This window comes from Ureibacillus sinduriensis BLB-1 = JCM 15800 (assembly GCF_000772955.1).
GTDB lineage: Bacteria > Bacillota > Bacilli > Bacillales_A > Planococcaceae > Ureibacillus > Ureibacillus sinduriensis.
Genome location: NZ_JPVO01000055.1, coordinates 454,170 through 472,338, shown reverse-complemented (window position 1 = coordinate 472,338; position 18,169 = coordinate 454,170). Strand labels below are relative to the sequence as shown.

At 40.2% G+C, this 18,169-nt stretch carries 21 protein-coding genes and 1 riboswitch; of the genes, 14 read left to right on the top strand and 7 right to left on the bottom strand.

The window, feature by feature from the left end; translation table 11 throughout:
• Positions 1-142: 142 nt before the first annotated feature.
• From fur to CD33_RS18170, 3 genes are all read right to left on the bottom strand, one after another.
• On the bottom strand, positions 143-592 hold the full coding sequence (gene fur, locus CD33_RS18180) for a ferric iron uptake transcriptional regulator (RefSeq protein ID WP_036203486.1): 450 nt from the start codon (positions 590-592) through the stop codon (positions 143-145).
• Positions 593-747: 155 nt separating this feature from the next.
• Complete coding sequence (locus tag CD33_RS18175; RefSeq protein ID WP_052130331.1) at positions 748-1,266, bottom strand: hypothetical protein; 519 nt, start codon at positions 1,264-1,266, stop codon at positions 748-750.
• A 126-nt stretch (positions 1,267-1,392) separates the two neighbouring features.
• Positions 1,393-1,932 (bottom strand): NUDIX domain-containing protein, encoded by a 540-nt coding sequence (locus CD33_RS18170; protein WP_036203479.1) that lies wholly within the window; start codon positions 1,930-1,932, stop codon positions 1,393-1,395.
• An 82-nt stretch (positions 1,933-2,014) separates the two neighbouring features.
• Here CD33_RS18170 and CD33_RS18165 point away from each other — a divergent pair, with 82 nt between their 5' ends.
• From CD33_RS18165 to CD33_RS18155, 3 genes are all read left to right on the top strand, one after another.
• Positions 2,015-2,914, top strand: coding sequence for an aldo/keto reductase (locus tag CD33_RS18165; protein ID WP_036203475.1), 900 nt, complete (start codon positions 2,015-2,017; stop codon positions 2,912-2,914).
• Positions 2,911-3,420 carry a VanZ family protein gene (locus CD33_RS18160; RefSeq protein ID WP_036203472.1) on the top strand — a complete coding sequence of 170 codons (510 nt, stop codon included), beginning with the start codon at positions 2,911-2,913 and terminating at the stop codon, positions 3,418-3,420. The genes CD33_RS18165 and CD33_RS18160 overlap by 4 nt, the downstream gene beginning before the upstream one ends.
• Before the next feature lie 233 nt (positions 3,421-3,653).
• Positions 3,654-3,729: riboswitch (glycine riboswitch) on the top strand.
• A gap of 402 nt (positions 3,730-4,131) precedes the next feature.
• Complete coding sequence (locus CD33_RS18155) at positions 4,132-5,472, top strand: amino acid permease (RefSeq protein WP_036203470.1); 1,341 nt, start codon at positions 4,132-4,134, stop codon at positions 5,470-5,472.
• Between the two features lie 147 nt (positions 5,473-5,619).
• Here the strand turns inward: CD33_RS18155 and CD33_RS18150 are convergent, their stop codons facing one another.
• Positions 5,620-5,883: a YqkE family protein gene (locus tag CD33_RS18150; protein ID WP_036203469.1), complete on the bottom strand. Its 264-nt coding sequence runs from the start codon at positions 5,881-5,883 to the stop codon at positions 5,620-5,622.
• Positions 5,884-6,126: 243 nt separating this feature from the next.
• Between CD33_RS18150 and CD33_RS18145 the strand changes: the two genes are divergently transcribed.
• The 6 genes from CD33_RS18145 (at position 6,127) to CD33_RS18120 (ending at position 12,789) form a co-directional block, all read left to right on the top strand.
• Positions 6,127-7,464, top strand: coding sequence for a sigma-54 interaction domain-containing protein (locus CD33_RS18145; protein WP_036203466.1), 1,338 nt, complete (start codon positions 6,127-6,129; stop codon positions 7,462-7,464).
• A 242-nt stretch (positions 7,465-7,706) separates the two neighbouring features.
• Positions 7,707-8,399 (top strand): CoA transferase subunit A, encoded by a 693-nt coding sequence (locus tag CD33_RS18140; protein WP_036203464.1) that lies wholly within the window; start codon positions 7,707-7,709, stop codon positions 8,397-8,399.
• Between the two features lie 13 nt (positions 8,400-8,412).
• Positions 8,413-9,072 carry a CoA transferase subunit B gene (locus CD33_RS18135; RefSeq protein ID WP_036203461.1) on the top strand — a complete coding sequence of 220 codons (660 nt, stop codon included), beginning with the start codon at positions 8,413-8,415 and terminating at the stop codon, positions 9,070-9,072.
• Positions 9,073-9,092: 20 nt separating this feature from the next.
• Positions 9,093-10,430 (top strand): GntP family permease, encoded by a 1,338-nt coding sequence (locus CD33_RS18130; protein WP_036203458.1) that lies wholly within the window; start codon positions 9,093-9,095, stop codon positions 10,428-10,430.
• A gap of 56 nt (positions 10,431-10,486) precedes the next feature.
• Positions 10,487-11,254 carry a 3-hydroxybutyrate dehydrogenase gene (locus tag CD33_RS18125; RefSeq protein ID WP_036203456.1) on the top strand — a complete coding sequence of 256 codons (768 nt, stop codon included), beginning with the start codon at positions 10,487-10,489 and terminating at the stop codon, positions 11,252-11,254.
• A gap of 488 nt (positions 11,255-11,742) precedes the next feature.
• Entirely contained in the window at positions 11,743-12,789 is a 1,047-nt protein-coding gene (locus CD33_RS18120; protein WP_084591408.1) for an alpha/beta hydrolase, read from the top strand.
• A 106-nt stretch (positions 12,790-12,895) separates the two neighbouring features.
• Here the strand turns inward: CD33_RS18120 and CD33_RS18115 are convergent, their stop codons facing one another.
• Positions 12,896-13,117, bottom strand: coding sequence for a YneF family protein (locus CD33_RS18115; protein WP_036203454.1), 222 nt, complete (start codon positions 13,115-13,117; stop codon positions 12,896-12,898).
• A 211-nt stretch (positions 13,118-13,328) separates the two neighbouring features.
• Positions 13,329-13,757, bottom strand: a complete 429-nt coding sequence (gene sirA / locus CD33_RS18110; protein ID WP_036203451.1) for a sporulation inhibitor of replication protein SirA — start codon at positions 13,755-13,757, stop codon at positions 13,329-13,331.
• 231 nt (positions 13,758-13,988) lie between these two features.
• Between sirA and CD33_RS18105 the strand changes: the two genes are divergently transcribed.
• From CD33_RS18105 to CD33_RS18085, 5 genes are all read left to right on the top strand, one after another.
• Entirely contained in the window at positions 13,989-14,345 is a 357-nt protein-coding gene (locus tag CD33_RS18105; RefSeq protein ID WP_036203447.1) for a lmo0954 family membrane protein, read from the top strand.
• Between the two features lie 21 nt (positions 14,346-14,366).
• Positions 14,367-15,020 carry a PspA/IM30 family protein gene (locus CD33_RS18100; protein ID WP_036203444.1) on the top strand — a complete coding sequence of 218 codons (654 nt, stop codon included), beginning with the start codon at positions 14,367-14,369 and terminating at the stop codon, positions 15,018-15,020.
• A gap of 168 nt (positions 15,021-15,188) precedes the next feature.
• Entirely contained in the window at positions 15,189-15,869 is a 681-nt protein-coding gene (gene liaF, locus CD33_RS18095) for a cell wall-active antibiotics response protein LiaF (RefSeq protein ID WP_036203441.1), read from the top strand.
• The gene (locus CD33_RS18090) at positions 15,866-16,954 is read left to right on the top strand and encodes a sensor histidine kinase (protein ID WP_052130330.1); all 1,089 of its coding nucleotides are present in this window, start codon (positions 15,866-15,868) and stop codon (positions 16,952-16,954) included. The genes liaF and CD33_RS18090 overlap by 4 nt, the downstream gene beginning before the upstream one ends.
• A 48-nt stretch (positions 16,955-17,002) precedes the next feature.
• Positions 17,003-17,635 (top strand): response regulator transcription factor, encoded by a 633-nt coding sequence (locus CD33_RS18085; protein ID WP_036203439.1) that lies wholly within the window; start codon positions 17,003-17,005, stop codon positions 17,633-17,635.
• A gap of 33 nt (positions 17,636-17,668) precedes the next feature.
• Here CD33_RS18085 and CD33_RS18080 read toward each other — a convergent pair whose 3' ends face one another.
• Positions 17,669-17,902 (bottom strand): hypothetical protein, encoded by a 234-nt coding sequence (locus CD33_RS18080; protein WP_036203436.1) that lies wholly within the window; start codon positions 17,900-17,902, stop codon positions 17,669-17,671.
• Positions 17,903-18,169: the final 267 nt, after the last annotated feature.

The following is an 18,169-nucleotide window of genomic DNA, read 5'->3' as shown; positions in this document are numbered from 1 at the left end:
TTGTGTGCCTGGCACTCATTGTTTTCTGAATTGTTTGTGTGCCTGGCACTCGGGGAATCCAGGCACTCGGGGATTTTATATGCAAAAAAAGGATGTACATTCGTGAATGGATACGAATTGTACATCCTTTTTCTTTTTATTATCATTCTTCTTGATTGTCATGACATCTGTGGCATATGCCGTGGAATGTTAGACGGTGGTCTTTGATTATAAAGTTCCAACGTTTTTCTACAATGCCTTCTACATCTTCAAGCAAATCTTCTTGAATTTCGTCTACTGCGCCGCATTCAATACAGACAAGGTGATGATGGAAGTGCTTAGCTCCTTCTTGTCGAAGGTCATAACGCGAAACACCATCGCCAAAATTAATTTTATCGACAATTTTTAACTCTGTTAATAATTCTAAAGTTCTGTAAACGGTAGCCAGCCCTATTTCTGGTGCTTTATCTTTTACTAATAAGTAAACATCTTCAGCACTTAAATGGTCTTCTTCATGTTCTAATAGTACTGCAACTGTCGCTTCACGCTGTGGCGTCAGTTTATAGCCAGCACTATGCAATTGCTTTTTTATACGATCAATACGGCTCTCCATACGACGCCCTCCTAAACTCACTCTATTATAACAAATGAGTAAAAGCTATTACAAGAGAGGGATGAATTATTAAGTGAAACGAACTAAACGAGCATTTTCGTACACTTTTCTGATCTTTTGTTTGCGAAACTACTAGATTTATGTTTTCGTCCTATTTAAAGACGGGGCAGTATATAGGATATTGATAAGATTTCTCCTACACAAATAATGGATAATGTGATCAGGAGGGTGACAAATAACTTCTGGGAAAAGACATATTTCTTATTTGGACCCACCCTTTTGGCAGAGTAGACAGAACACAACAAAAAAAGAAGGAAGCAATAGACTAATTGAAACGGAAACCACCAAACACTATATATCAGCAAAGATTCTTGTTGTGTCAATAAAAATACGGAACTAAAGCCAAAGAAAGTAATCTTCACACCTACAACTAGTTTTGCCAGGACATGCAAATAAGGATGCGTTGCAAAAAATAATACCAACACCATCCAGCCTATAAGCGGCAGCACCGTTTCCCAAACCGATATATCTGTTATGTCGAGCACTCTGGGATCAATATAACTTATTAATTTCATGGACTTGTCCAGTGGGAAAACTTGGAAACAAACAACACCACTGACAAAACTAATTGCTAGAATAATAGCATATTGTATAAATAAGATCGAACGAAACATAAGCATTCTCCTTTCGTTGTTACAGCTTATGCTCGTTCTCTATCAATATTACTCTTAAACTAGTCGGGATTTTACGTATAATCTATCATTCTTTCGGCACCAATGTGAAAAGCCTTTTTTGCCCTCTTATTGGTTTGCTTTCATCCAAAGTACCGCAAAAGCTGATTTTGCGTCGTATATTTTTTGCTCTTTCACCATTTCTTCTGCCTCTTCCAAAGTTACCTCTAATAGTTCTACAAATTCATCCTCATCGAGATCTGCTTTTTCTTCTATTTTATATAAATCTTTTGCAACAAACAAATGAATTACTTCATCCGCAAAACCGGGCGAAGTCGCAAAGGTTTGCAAATATTGAAGATCATGGCATCCATAGCCTGTTTCTTCCTCCAATTCTCTTTTTGCCGTATACTCCGGCTTTTCACCGGGCTCTAGTTTACCAGCTGGAATTTCGATGATTGATCTTTCAAGCGCCTTTCGGTATTGCTCAACCAGAACGAGTTTCCCTTCTTTCGTGATTGCAATGATAGCGACAGCTCCAGGGTGGTTCACAATTTCCCTTTTTGCTTCCTTGCCATTTGGCAATAAAACATCATCCACCTTTAACGAGATGATTTTCCCTTCGTAGACCAGGGTCGATTGCAGTGACTTTTCCTCGAATTTTTTCATTTCAAATGCCTCCACTTGTCGTATTTATTGTTTTCATTGTACCATTAGGGAAGAATTTGTATGAAGGAAAGAGGGTTGCGAAATGAAAAAAAGAAAACTTGGAAATAGCGAAATTGAGATATCGGAAATCAGCTTAGGCTGCATGTCGCTGCCGATGACGTTGACCGACGCGAGACCGATTGTAGAAACAGCCCTACAAGCAGGGGTGAACTATTTCGATACTGCGGACCTTTACAACAAAGGAATGAATGAAGAAATTGTTGGAGAGTTATTAAGCCCACACCGACATGACGTCATCATAGCAACAAAAGTTGGAAACCGCTGGAATCAGGGTGAAGATAACTGGCATTGGGATCCGTCCCCTTCACACATTGAAAATGCAATTAAGATGAGCTTGAAGCGTTTAAAAACAGACTATATCGATGTCTACCAATTACATGGTGGAACAATCGACGACCCATGGGATGATATCATTGAAACCTTTGAACGACTGAAAAAAGAGGGATATATTCGGGAGTACGGCATTTCTTCTATTCGCCCAAATGTGTTTAAGCCTTTTTTACAACGCAGTAATGGAATCTCAAACATGATGCAATACAGCTTGCTGGATCGACGTCCTGAAGAATGGTTTGGAGATATTGCCGATGCGAACGCCTCTGTTGTCACCCGCGGCTCAATTGCTAAAGGATTGCTAACGAATGAGTGGCAAAAACGTTCGGAAAGTACGAACGGGTATATGACCTACTCAAAAGAAGAGATAAAAAACGTCCTGACCGGGCTTCAAAATGCGTATGAAGATATTCATGCATTGAGTTTAGCATACAACCTTAGTCATTCAGCGGTCGCTTCCACAGTGATTGGAGCTAGTTCGAAACAACAATTGCTTGAAAACTTGAAAGCTTATGAAAGATCACAAACAATCCAAGACTTTTCGCCAATCCACGATATTACTAAAAAGGACATTTATACTGAGCATCGATGAAAAAATATGTTGTACTTATCATTACCGTTTTAATCTTGTTGTTTAGTGTTTCGAGCATGACTTATCAACAGCAGACCATTGTCCCTACGCTTAAACACATATTGAACAGTCAACCGTTCTATCATTTACTAAGCAAAATTGAAGTCACCTATTGGGGGCAAACCATTTCGGTGGAAACTCGCGGATATTATTATTTCATCGAATTTTTGGTCCGTAAAGGATTGCATTTCGTTGGCTATGGATTAATTGCCATTTTATTTTATTTAATGTACCGTAAATTCAAAGCAAAATTTGCTGTCATCTATGCAATCTTTACCACTTTCATAGTGGCTTCATTAGATGAATATCGGCAAACGTTCGTAGTCGGGAGAACAGGGATATTTGATGACGTCATACTTGATACGGCCGGAGCAATCACTTTTATCGTGTTCTTCAAGGTGGTGCTTGTACTCTATCACAAACTTAAAAGACCATCCTCCTTTAAGGCAAAAAGTGCAAGCGATTAGGGAAGATAGCATTTCGATGTTATGTTCTCTTTTTTGTTTGGGGGACGGTTTTTATTATATTAAATATTTTTTAATAAAACTCTATACCCCTTTCACTTTTTTGATATAATGACACATATCAGTCTTTACCGGGACAATAGTGCCGAGAAGCTGATCAGAACATTTCTGCTTAACACGTGAAATGGTTCAAAAGTAAATTAAATAGCGGTGATTGCTATGGGATGACTATAGCAGGAGCAATTTCTGGAGAGATCGCATTTGCGACGCCGAAGGGTTCACAATCTCAGGCAAAAGGACAGGAAAGGTAACAACATCAACTTGGAAGAACGGCTTAATCTAGTTTTTGACGTATTGTCTCAAATAGAATTGCGTTTTTGCTATTGTCTTTTTGTTATTTTTTATGTCATGAGATGGGAATGGTTCCTATCTCATTTTTTTATTTTCAGCAATTGTTTTAAGCTTTTGCAATGGGCTTGGGGTTATTCTTTATTAAGCAAATTTCTTTGTTGGCATGCACTCTTTTGTTTAACCTGATGGAATTGACAGCGGGCTACAGTAAACTTTGCGCAAGAATTTTGTTAATAAGTGTCGATATTTTTTCTATACGAGCCAGAATAAATTAAAAACTATTCGCATTATATTAATCTATAGCCACGAATCCCCTCCCAAATGTAACAAAAGCAGGCCGCTAAACTATTAGGGGGCATACAAATGGAACATCGAGAATTAAAAAGAGAATTAAAAAACAGGCACGTCCAACTAATTGCCATCGGTGGAACGATTGGCACCGGGTTATTTTTAGGTTCTGGCGCTGCGATTGAAAAAGCCGGACCTTCCATATTGTTCGTTTATATCATTATTGGACTTGCCGTCTTCTTTGTCATGCGTGCGTTGGGAGAGCTACTTCTCTCAAACTCCGGATATCAATCATTTACAGATTTCGCATCGGATTATGTTGGTCCTTGGGCTGGCTACGTAACGGGCTGGACATATTGGTTCTGCTGGATTATGACTGCCATGGCCGATATTATAGCTGTAGGCCTCTATGTGCGCTACTGGTTCGACATTCCCCAATGGGTCCCTGCTATAGCATGTCTCGTCATTTTGCTGTCATTAAATCTATTAACTGTAAAACTCTTTGGTGAGTTAGAGTTTTGGTTTGCCATGATCAAAATTATTACGATTATCGCCCTTATCATTATTGGAATTGTGTTATTAGTGATCGGATTTAAAACAGAAACTGGTGTTGTGTCTGTACGGAACTTGTGGGCACATGGCGGCCTCTTCCCCAACGGTATATCAGGTTTTTTATTTTCCTTTCAAATGGTCGTCTTTTCTTTTGTGGGGGTGGAATTGGTCGGTGTATCTGCAGCGGAAACTGCAAATCCGCGCAAGAATATCCCATCTGCCATCAATAAAATACCGGTACGGATTTTGCTGTTCTACGTCGGTGCTCTTTTCATCATACTATGCATTAACCCGTGGACAACATTAAGTGCGGAAAACAGTCCATTCGTTCAAGTTTTTGCACTTGTAGGAATTCCTTTGGCAGCAGGGATCATCAACTTTGTTGTCTTGACATCGGCAGCCTCCGCTGGAAATAGCGGATTATTCTCGACAAGCCGGATTATGTTCAATCTAAGCAGAAACAAGCAAGGGGCGAAATCTTTTGGAAAATTAAATAAAAATGCGGTTCCGGCAAATGCCCTTTTTGTTTCTTCAATTGTCGTATCGCTCGGTGCATTGCTAAGCTATGCAATTCCCGACGCTGCGTTCAGTATCGTGACGTCGATTAGTGCCATTTGTTTCATTTGGGTATGGAGCATTATTTTGATTTCCCATATTCGCTATAAAAAATATCGGCCAAATCTACATAAAAGATCAACTTTTAAAGCACCTTTGACACCTTTCATCAATTATGTTGTACTTGCCTTGTTTGCGGCAATACTGCTCATTATGTTTGTGTCCGAAGAAACACGCTCCTCCCTATTGTTGACGCCAATATGGTTCATCCTGGTGATCTTTACGTATGTAATAAGAAGAATAAAATAGGATCCAGAAATAAGTAAAACAGCACTCGACATGTTGAGTGCTGTTTCATTTTTGGCAATAAAATGATGTGGGACCGGAAAAATCCCGTAAACCATATTGGAATATAATTGCAATTGCCTTTATTCAACCGTAGCAGTATTACCAAATTTAAAACTTAGAGCCTTGGTCGCCGTATTTTTCCAGCAATTCTTCAAAACTCATATTCTTCTCACGCTGCTTGCGCTCAAAAACCAATCTAGCTTGACGTTCTTCTTCTTTCGCTTGTTCATCTTCTACCAAACTTTTCTTTGCCGCCTTTAGTTTAGCCAAAACATCTCCATTTAATTGGTCTTGTAAAGTTAAGGTTTCCTCCGTCTTTGCCAATTGTGAAGATGGCGTCTGCTTTTGGCCTTGTTTTCTCTTTTTCCCCATGTATATTCACCTACTTGACTCATCAAATTTCACCTATAGTTTAACACGAATAGCTGAAAAACACGATTTTCGACATTGAAAAGCCACTTTTGTTTTCCCCATACGCCTTACCTTCTAATCTATCTAGATCCATAGGTGCGTATTTAACAGTTCTCTATCGTTTAATCATTTCAATACTACTATTTTAAGTATTTTTATGTGTAAAATAGAAAAAACTAGACATTTAGAGAAGAGGTGCAGAGATTGGGAGATTGGTTAAAATTTCTTACGGCGGATGTGATTTCGCAAATTCTAGAAACAGCCTTTCAATGGTTTGTCGTTGTCGATCGGGAGGCGAAAATTATCTATATTAACGATGAATATTGTCATTTCCTCGAAGTTCGTCGCGAAGAAGCTATAGGCAAACATGTGGCGGATATCATAGAGAATACAGAAATGCATTTGGTTATGGAGCAAGGCATTGCTCAAATTGCTTCACCACATTACATAAAAGGCACATATATGCTGGCAAATCGTGTGCCAATCGTCGTGGATGGCGAAATTATCGGGGCATTCGGAAGCGTCATCTTTCGCGACATGAATGATTGGAAAAAACTAAGTTCACATGTACGTAAAACGATGGATCAAATCGAGACAAATATGAATCAATATCGTGAGTCATTTTATAATTTTGCCGATATTAGAGGCATATCCCAAACAATACGCAAAATCAAAGAAACGATTGCGACCATCGCCCCGACAAAATTGCCCGTTTTAATCGAAGGCGAAATTGGCACCGGAAAAGAAATGTTTGCTCAAAGCATCCATGGTCTATCGGATCGTGCGGAAAACTATTTTGTTAAAGTGAATTGTTCTGCCATCCCAAAAGATTTGCTTGAAGAAGAGATCTTCGGCAAATGGGAAGGGGATCGGGATATTAAAAAAGGACGTATCCAACGTGCGGAAGGTGGCACGCTCTTTATTGAAGAAGTTCATGAATTGCCTATTACCTTGCAGGCAAAATTATTGAAAGCATTGCAAGATCAAAAAATCCAGCCCCTTGGGACAGAGGAAGAAATTTCTGTCGATGTACGTTATATATTAAGCACCAACATATCCCTTGCAGAAATGGTCAAAAGCAAACATTTTCGCGAGGATTTATTTTACAAGATTCAAGCAATTACCCTGCAAATCCCTCCCCTTCGCAACCGCATTGAAGACTTGCCTGAACTGATACAGACTTTTTTGAGTAAATATAGCATCGAAGCGGGACGGCGTGGCATCAAAATCGATCGTAAAGCTTGGTGGTGTCTTCAACATTATGATTGGCCAGGCAATGTCAGAGAGTTGCAGAATGTGCTACAGGCTATCATCCATTTAGCTGATGGGAATCAAATTACGATTGATGTACTTCCTCCGCATATTCGCCGACAAAAAACTCTATCAAGAAGTAATGGCACATTAGAAGAAATGCTTTTCCAAATTGAAGGACGGATTTTACAGGAGCACCTAGAGAACGAAAAAGACAAAATGAAAATTGCCAAAAAGCTGGGTATCAGTCGATCCACTCTTTATGAAAAAATTAAAAAACACAACTTATGACCTAAATTCCGATATCTTGGACACTAATCCAGAATATCGGATTTTTTCATTGCACCCAATTCCACTTTTTTCAATAAACACCCTTCTAAAATTCCGAATTTCCGGAAAACCACTAACGATTTGGCTGTCACATTTCCGACACACCCTATTGCATACAGTAAATCATTCTGTTTTAATACACGTTATAGCGCTTTCATGTTATTTTTTTGTCAGTTTTGTATTTTGAGAGGAGGTTATAAGCAATGAAACAACGTTTTGCTTGTGCAGAAGACGCAGTGAGTTGTATTGAAGATGGAGCTTCTATTATGGTCGGTGGTTTCGGATTGGTCGGTATTCCGGAGCAATTGATTCTTGCTTTGGTGGAAAAAGGCGTTAAAGATTTGACTATTATATCCAATAACTGCGGTGTTGATGATTGGGGATTGGGATTGCTCTTGAAAAATAAGCAGATTAAGAAAATGATAGCTTCGTATGTGGGAGAAAATAAGGAATTTGAGCGCCAAGTGCTTGCAGGCGAAATCGAAGTCGAATTAATACCGCAAGGAACCCTTGCAGAGCGGATCCGGGCCGGTGGTGCTGGAATCCCCGCATTCTACACGCCTGCCGGGGTGGGAACAATCGTAGCGGAAGGAAAAGAAACGAGGACCTTTAATGAAAAAGAATACGTGTTAGAGACTGCATTAATTGCTGATTTTGCATTCGTCCGCGCAGCAAAAGCGGATACTTTCGGTAATTTAGTCTACAACAAAACGGCTCAAAACTTTAACCCGATGATGGCGGCAGCCGGCAAGATTACGATTGCTGAGGCAGAAGAAATCGTTGAGGCAGGCAGCATGAATCCAAACGAAGTTCAAACACCAAGCATTTATGTTCAAGGATTGCTGCAAGCTCAACAGGAAAAGCGGATTGAACGATTAACATTACGGAACGTCTAAAGGAGGATTGACCATGTCTATATCAATAAGAGATCGCATTGCAATTCGGGCAGAGAGAGAAATACAACATGGGGATTACGTGAACCTGGGAATTGGGATGCCCACCTTGGTAGCAAATCATCTATCACCAAATAAATCCGTCATCTTGCAATCCGAAAACGGGTTGCTTGGTATTGGCCCCTACCCCAATAAAGCAGAGGTAGACCCTGATTTGATCAATGCCGGGAAAGAAACGGTAACGGCAATTCCCGGTGCTGCATTTTTCTCCAGCGCGGAAAGCTTTGCGATGATACGTGGTGGACATATCGATGTTGCCATTTTAGGCGGGATGGAAGTGTCAGAAAGAGGAGATCTATCCAATTGGATGATTCCAGGAAAGGTGATCAAGGGGATGGGCGGTGCCATGGATTTAGTGCACGGGGCCAAAAAAATCATCGTTATTATGGAACATGTTTCAAAAGATGGTTCACCGAAGATAAGAAAACAGTGCTCGTTACCTTTAACCGGTAAAGGTGTGGTTCATCGAATCATTACTGAAAGAGCATTGTTTGAAGTGACACCAAACGGCTTGGCTTTGAGAGAAGTTTTCAAAGGGTTCACGCTAGAAGAAGTTATCCAGTCGACAGAGGCCAATTTAATTTTGGACAATGTCCTGGAAAATACAGCAATTTAAAATTAAAGGGGGTAAATGGGATGGATGGAAATGTAACATTAAGTATGATTGGTCTTATTGGTGGTCTTATTTTACTTATATGGTTAACACTTAAAGGAATGAACATTATTATTGTTGGACCATTATCTGCCCTATTTGTGGCGGTACTATCAGGTATGCCGTTATTTCCGCAGCTTGCTGAAGAAGGCGCAGCGAACTTCGTGTCAAACTACATGACAGGCTTTACAGGGTTTATCATGTCATGGTATTTGATGTTCCTGCTTGGTGCCGTATTCGGCAAAGTAATGGAAGACAGTGGAGCTGCTGATGCGGTCGCGAAATTTGTGGTGGATAAATTGGGTATGAAATATGCAACATTAGCGATTGTTATTGCCTGTGCAGTTTTAACTTATGGGGGCGTCTCACTCTTTGTTGTAGCATTCGCCGTATACCCGATGGCAATCTCGTTATTCAAGCAAGCCGATTTACCTCGGCGCTTTATACCGGCTACTTTGGCGCTGGGTTCCGTGACTTTCACCATGACGTCTGCTGGGTCACCGGAAATACAAAACTGGATACCAATGGATTATTTAGACACAACTCCTTATGCCGGCTGGGAAGTAAGCATCCTAGTTGCGGTTTTCATGGCGGTCTTCGGTTATTGGTGGTTGAAACGTTTAATCAAAAAAGCGGTCGATAAGGGAGAACGTTTTGTATCACGGGATACTGATCCATCCTTTGATACAGAGCGTGCACTTCCAAACCCGATACTGGCGTTCATTCCACTAGCGGTCGTATTGGTCATTTCATTTATTTTCCACGATTCATTAAAGCAATCCGCACTAATTTTAGCCTTGCTAGGTGGAATCATTGCAACATTCATCGTGAGCTGGAAATACTTCAAAAACGCTTGGGGTGCAGTTTCTGAAGGAACGATTGGGGCGATTATCGCGATCGGGAATACGGCTGCCGTTGTAGGTTTTGGTGGTGTCGCAAAAGCAGTGCCAGCATTTAATGTGGCAGTTGAAGCAATGACAAACATTCCAGGTTCTCCATTGATCGGCGCAGCTGTTGCTGTTTCGGTGATTGCCGGCATGACTGGTTCAGCGTCGGGCGGCCAATTGATCGCCTTGCCATTGGTGGCACCAGGCTACATGGAGGCTGGGGTAAACCAAGAAGCGCTTCACCGGATAGTGGCGATTTCTTCCGGCGCACTGGATTCTTTGCCGCATAACGGATATGTTGTTACAACAATCCAATCCGTTTGTGGTGAAAAACATAAAGATGCTTATTGGGCAGTTGCCGCAACAACCGTTGCAACTCCGGTGATCGGTGTTATTATCGCAATTATTTTATTCTCATTAGGATTCGGGATTTAGAGTTTGAGGGAGCTGCAATAACTTTTTTTGCTCCCAAAACGTAGGAGGTATTCGAAATGGTTCAAAATAAAGTGGTTCTCATTACAGGTTCTGCACAAGGAATTGGCTATGAACTCGCCAAAAGCTTCCATGATAATGGTGCAAAAATAATTTTAACCGATATTAATGAAGAAAAAGTAAAAGAAGCGGCTCTTTCACTAGGCGAAAATGCCATAGGGTTAAAATGTGATGTCACACATGAAGAGGAGATAAAAAACGTTGTTGAAGCGGCAATCGAGCATTACGGGCGCCTTGATATTCTCATCAACAATGCCGGAATGCAGCATGTTGCGATGCTGGAGGACTTTCCGACAGACCGCTTTGAATTGATACTAAAAATTATGTTGACGGCTCCATTCATTGCCATCAAACACGTGTTGCCCATCATGCGCAAACAACACTTCGGGCGCATTATCAACATGGCTTCCATCAACGGTCTTATCGGTTTTGCCGGCAAAGCGGCCTACAATTCGGCGAAACATGGCGTGATTGGCTTAACCAAAGTGGCAGCGCTTGAAACGGCAACAGACGGTATTACAGTCAATGCCATTTGCCCAGGCTATGTCGATACACCGCTCGTACGCAACCAACTGCAAGACTTAGCCACAACGCGCAACGTACCAGTAGAAAAAGTATTGGACGAAGTGATTTACCCACTCGTCCCACAAAGACGCTTACTTGATGTATCGGAAATAGCCGACCTCACCCTCTTTATCGCGAGCGACGCTTCAAAAGGTATGACCGGCCAAGCAGTCGTATTGGACGGCGGGTATACGATTCAATAATATTGATGACAAAGTGCCTCCACATATGGAATGTGGAGGCTCTTTTCATTTATAAGTAAGTTTTCGGTTATAAGCGATATTACTATAGAAAAATAAATTCTATAGGAACCATAGATGTATTTTAGGTGTAATGATTGATTGAACCCGGTTCATTGCCACATTAATATTTTTGCGGAATATTAATATTTGCAATGAACACAATATATTAAATGAAAATATATTATAATAACGCATCTTCCCTTTCCGCCTCTCCCTACTATTTACAGAAAAGATGAATATTTGATCATTCCACTAACACTTTTGCTAATAGATTGTTTGCCGAACTCCGCTAATAAGAAATCTTCCATTTATTTTGTACCATTCCGAAAAAATATCTTCTTTAATGGTTTCAATTGAATCACTTAAAAAACCCATAATGATACAATTAACATATCGGTGAATAGGGTAAGAATTATGTTAGATACTATAAATGAATCGAGGTGTTTTTGATGAAACGAAAAAATTTCTTATGGGCGTCAAGTATCATTACAACAATTCTATCAACCGGTGCTGCGATCTTCGGCTATGTTGTGACCAATCAACTAATGTATATAAAAAAGAAGGATGTTGATTTTGTCTATGATCGTGAATTAAAAGCACAACGTTTTGATCAGAACTGGTTTAATCAATGTCCAAAGGAAGAATTAAGTATTGATTCTCCCAACGGCTATCCGATAAAAGGCATTTTCTTGAAACCCCTCAAAACAAAAAATACAATTATTATTTGCCACGGTGTAACTGAAAATAAAATCAGCATGGTCAAATACGCCCGTATGTTCGAAAGACTTGGTTTCAATACTTTTGTCTTTGACCACAGGCGTCATGGCGACTCCGGCGGAAAAACGACGAGCTATGGCTATTATGAGAAGTTCGATGTCGCTGCGGTTGTACAAACTGTGAAATCCATTGTTGGCGAGGATGCACTCATTGGTATTCAAGGGGAATCGATGGGCGCCGCCAGTATGCTATTATACGCAGGCCTAATAGAAGATGGTGCCGACTTCTATATTGCGGATTGTGGATTTTCAAACTTCTCGGAGCTTATTTCGCAGATTATGTTGAAAACCACATATCTTCGTACAAAAATACCGATCCATTTAGCCAATATTTTTCTTCGGATTCGCGATGGCTATACATTTAAAAGTGTCACACCGAAAGAAGCTGTCAAAAATATCTCTTCCCCTGTCCTATTTATTCATAGTTTGGGGGATGACTTCATTCTTCCTTACATGACTGAAGAGCTGTATGAAGAAAAAGAAGGGCCAAAAATGATCAAGTTATTTGAAAAAGGCGGCCATGCCGAGTCATTTAATGAAAACCAACAAGAATACGAAAAAACCGTTTTAGAGTTTATCGAAAATCATGTCTATAAAAAATCTGGTGAAATGGTTGTTACACCGCTACATGGAATGGAAAGACGATACACAAAAATCCCACTGGAAGAACCAGAGACCCCAACAATTAAGTTGCCTCTAGATGAAAAAGAAATCTCCTAATGAAAAAAACCGTCTCACATTAGCGGAGACGGTTTCATTTTGCTATCGCATGCCTTTAGAAAGCAAAACAACAGTTATACCTGGGCAAACTGTTGTTGGATTACAATTATTTATCTTGTAATTTATTCATTTGAGCCATCATTTGACGTACTTGTTTCTCAGATGGTTTACGTCCCATTTGAGCCATCATCACACGAATCATTTGTTCGTTGATCGGTGGATTTTCTTTTAAGTATTTCATCATATATTGACGAGCAAAGTAGAAGCCTAGTGCTACTCCCCCTGCTAATGCTACGATGATAAGTACAATTGCAAGCCATAAATTCATTTGTGCCTACCTCCTCCACTTTCCTTTATACCACGAATCTACTTTTGCAAGTTTCATCCGTTACTCACTAAAAGAAGCAACTTCTCCAAAACTTACACAAAGTTAAACTCTCCATGAAGGATTATACACTAATAACAACATTGTTACTAGTTATTCAATAGTTTTTTTCCCGGGATGTAGGCGATTTCGCTTAACTAACACTACTTTTTCTCTAGTAAGAGGCATGCTTGATCGGTTTCAGCCACCCGCATTCAGAATCCTCTGCATTAAATGCAATGAACGAATCATTCATCTGGGATAGGCTATGGAACAAATCGAGATCCAACATACGTGAGCCTTCGCAAATCGCTTCCAAATGATACGTACATACTTTTATTTTCAAACCACCTTTAAATTGGTGTTCAAATTTCATATATTCATTCACCCATTGGATAGTCGGAAAACTCTTCTTTAAATGTTCATAGAGTACGCCTTGTACCATTCTTCCTTCGATTGGTTCACATAGATAGCTTAGCTGCTTGCTTACAGAGGACTCGAGAGCTGGCTCTTTTGTCGTTACCATTTCAAGAAGCTGTCTTTCTCTACCAAATACAAAAGACTGGTATTGTTTTTTTATATGAAATATTGAATAAATTCTCATCTTTCGTCCTCCTCTCTATAACCACATTATAAAAGAAAGATTTTGAATTATTTGTCAAAAGGTGTCCGTACTCTATTACTTTTTTTGTCAAAATTTCGTGAAAACATTTAATTCGTTCACTTTACCTAGAAGCACTCAGCCTCAGGACCTACTAAAAAATGCAATTCGAGGCCGTTTTAAGAAATTCAAAGCAAGAGTAACATAAAGGTATCACGAAAGGAGCTAGAAAAAATGAAAAAATTATTCTTCATTGCTGCCGGCATTGTCGCAGCAATTGTTGCCCTTAGTATGTTAGGGCCATTGGTAGGCTTTGCCTTCTCGGCATTACTTGTTTATTTAGGATTACACAATTATGTGAAATCCAACTCAGGGTTTGGTAAGGTATTTTGGGTTTCCCTTGGCTTGATCGGCGTCTTTACAGCAATCTCCAATATCCCTGCTTTGGTTGGCCTTGCTGCTATCCTTCTTATCTATGTTCTTTATAAAAAATGGAACAATGAAGAAGTCACTTTCGGCAAATCAAGCATTATGAAAGAAGCAGATCCATTTACAAACTTTGAAAACGAATGGGCAAAGTTAACAAAATAAAAATTGAGGAGAGATATTAAAATGGTAGGTTTATTAAAAAGATTTCGATACACTTTAGAGGCTGATTTACACCAATTGTTCGATAAAAAGGAAAGCAAAAATCCAATCGCTATGTTGAATCAGTATATTCGAGAAGCAGAGAAACAAACGGAGCAAACAGGAAAATTACTCATGCGCCAAGCACAGTTAAAAGAACAACTGCAGTCTGAATTAAAAGAAACGACAGCAATGCTGGAAAAACGAACAAAACAACTTGAGCTAGCACAGCAGTCGAACGAAACAGACTTAGTTGCATTTGCGACACAAGAAGTTGAAACATACAATACACGTCAATTCACTCTTTTAAATTCACTCGAGCAGTCAGATAAAGAATTTGTGGAGCTTGAACAAAAATTCGAGACGATGAAACACAAAATCAAGGATATGAAAGTTCGCCAGCTGCAATTGATGGGAAAAGAAAACGTGACACGTGCCCACCACAAAATGGATGGCGTACTAAAATCAAAAGATGAATCTGAATTTGATGATCTTTCTTCCTACATCGAAACGCTTGCTGATAAAATCGAACAAGATTATGACAGAACACAGTTGGAAGCTCGTCTTGCTAGCTTGGAAAAAACAAACCAAGTACAGCCCAGCATCGAACTAAAAAAAGAGGAAAGCGAAGCGAAATAAATTATTCGCACTAAAACTGCCGATCATTCAAACAAGAAAACCATCTATTAATTAGATGATTCATGCTATAATGACAATTGTTAGGAGAAGACAAACCAAGTCTTCTCCTAAGGTTTTTTGTCTCGAGTAGAATCGCTTACTCACCAAGAATAAAAAGGAGGACCCACTTTGAACAGATTTAGTACGAACCAATTAACCTTTGTCGCAATTGCTGTTATTTTAGTTGTGTTCGCGGAGCTTACAATTTTTAATAATGGCAGCACCTTTTTAATCATCCTTGGCGCAATTCTACTGTACTTAAGCTTTTCCAAAAATAAGAAATATTTATTTTGGAGTGGTTGTTTCTTTCTCTTCATGGCAATTTTATCGATCTGGAGCTTACGCCTGTTGATTGTCGGCGTTTTGATTTACATACTTTATAAACACGTAACAAAAGAACAAAACTTTGTGACCATCAATACGCAGCAACTTCATGCGAAAATAGAAAAAAATCAACTGATCGGCAATCTCTCTTCCCCACTGGATAACTATAAATGGGAAGACATCCAGATTCAAAAATTGATTGGCGACATCTCACTGGATTTAACCGATACCATATTGCCGGCCGGAACTTCGGTCGTGACAATCCGTCAATCCATCGGGAAAGTCACGATTGTCTTACCTTACGAGATTCCCTTCCGTCTACAATATTCAACGATTCTTGGAGAAGCAAAAATCCTGGACAATAATCCAAAACGGTTAATCAATGAAAAGCTCATATTCGAAGATGGAGAAACAGAAGATGCAAAACGCAAAGTAGTGATACATGTCGCTACTTGGCTTGGGGACGTGGAGGTGATCCGTAAATGATTTCGTTTTTATTTCGTATGATAACGCTATTCTTTTTATTAAGCAGCACCGCTTTTGGTTTTATCTATTATCTTTTAGGATCACCGACAGAGGAAAAATGGGGCATTTTGCTCGAATACGATTCATATGAACTGCCCATGATTGGGCTTATTATGATTACAATCGGATCGATCAGCTTTATTATCAGCATTTGGATGAGTGTGGTAGTGAGATCACGTGAAAGTTCCGCGACGCGCTACGTAAAGCAATTGGTGGAACCCGGATTTTCGATGAAAAAAAAGAAGAATGTTTCCTTCACTTTGAAAAAAGCTTTAACCCAAGCGAATGATTTAATCGAAACACAACGGAAAAGTTTGCAGCGAATGACAAACGAAAAAGCTGAAGCAAACGACAAAATTATCCAGGAACGAATTATCGCAGAACGCCAACGATTGGCTCGCGAACTGCACGATTCCGTCTCCCAGCAACTTTTTGCTGCGTCTATGCTTTTATCCGCTGTTACGGAGCAGGAAGAATCGCTGGGCGCATCGAAACCTACACTTCAGCAGGTGGAAAAAATTGTTCAGCAAGCCCAATTAGAGATGCGGGCATTGCTCCTCCATTTAAGGCCGATTGCATTGAAAAACAGTACGTTGGCTCAAGGGTTGACGGATTTAATCCAGGAACTCCAGCAGAAGGTTTACTTCGATATCGACTATCGAATTGAAGAAGTGAACCTGTCCAAAGCCGAAGAAGATCATTTATTCCGTATTGCCCAAGAAGCCCTTTCGAACACATTACGTCATGCAAAAGCATCAGAAGTAGAACTTTTGTTGATTGCCCGGGACAATGTCGGGATTCTTCGGATTCAAGATAACGGCAAGGGATTCAACATCGAAGAGGATAAATCAACCTCTTATGGTTTAAGGAACATTGCAGAACGGGCCGTTGAAATTGGTTGCTCGTATAAAATCGTTTCAGTTCCTGGTGAAGGCACAATTGTCGAAGTAAAGGTGCCCCTTGCAAAGAAATTGGATGTGACCACGACAGAATCCAAAAGTGTTACCGAGGTTGAACTTTCAAAAGTAGAGAAGTTAGCCGAATAGGAAGTTCGGTTTTAAGAGAAAGAGAAATCGAGAAATTGAGGTGAAAGAATGATACGAATTTTGATTGCAGATGATCATGAAATGGTACGCATCGGCGTTTCCGCCTATCTTTCCGCACAGGCTGATATGACCGTTGTCGGGGAAGCCGCAAATGGCCAGCAGGCAGTTGAGAAAGCACTCGAACTGAAACCCGATATCATCCTAATGGACAATGTCATGCCCATCATGACAGGTGCTGAAGCCACTGCTCAAATTCTAAAGCAATGGCCTGATGCCAAAATTATGATGGTGACAAGCTTCCTAGATGATGATAAGGTGTATCCCGCCTTGGAAGCCGGTGCAGTTAGCTACATTCTGAAAACGTCCAACGCCAAGCAAATTGCGGAAGCCATCCGCAAAACAATCAATGGCGAAACGGTGCTTGAGCCTGAAGTGACGACGAAAATGATATCCCGCATGCGGGGGAACGCCAATACTGCCCTCCACGAACTACTGACCGAAAGGGAAACGGAAGTGCTTTTGTTGGTAGCCCAAGGAAAAACAAACCAAGATATCGCCGATGAACTATTCATTGCACTCAAAACAGTAAAGACCCATGTTAGCAATATCCTGGCAAAGCTGGACGTTCAAGATCGTACTCAAGCAGTCGTCTATGCATTCCAAAACGGACTGGTCAAATAACGTATAACGTTGGTGTAATCCAACGTTTTTTTTTTAAAATTTTTTCGAATGAACCGGGAAAGCATTAAATTCCTGCTCTGTATCTACGTGCACTTCGTTGTATTTGACTGTTCTATTGTTTCTAAAGGACACTTCCCCTATCTTCTTGATTCGAGTTGTCCAATTGAGTGCCTCTTTTGGACAATTCAGATCCACTGCTGCCTTAAATTGTCCTATAGACTGCTTCTTTTGGACAATTTCCTTCTCTCCTTGCTTCGAACTGTCCAATTGAGTGCCTCTTTAGGACAATTCAGCTCCTCTGCTGCCTTAAATTGTCCTATAGACTGCTTCTATTAGACAAGTTTCTTCTCTCCTTGCTTCGAACTGTCCAATTGAGTGCCTCTTTTGGACAATTCAGCTCCTCTGCTGCCTGGATTTGTCCTATAGACTGCTTCTATTAGACAATTTCCTTCTCTCCTCGCTTCGAGTTGTCCATTTGAGTGCCTCTTTTGGACAATTCAGCTCCATTGCTGCATTGATTTGTCCTATAGACTG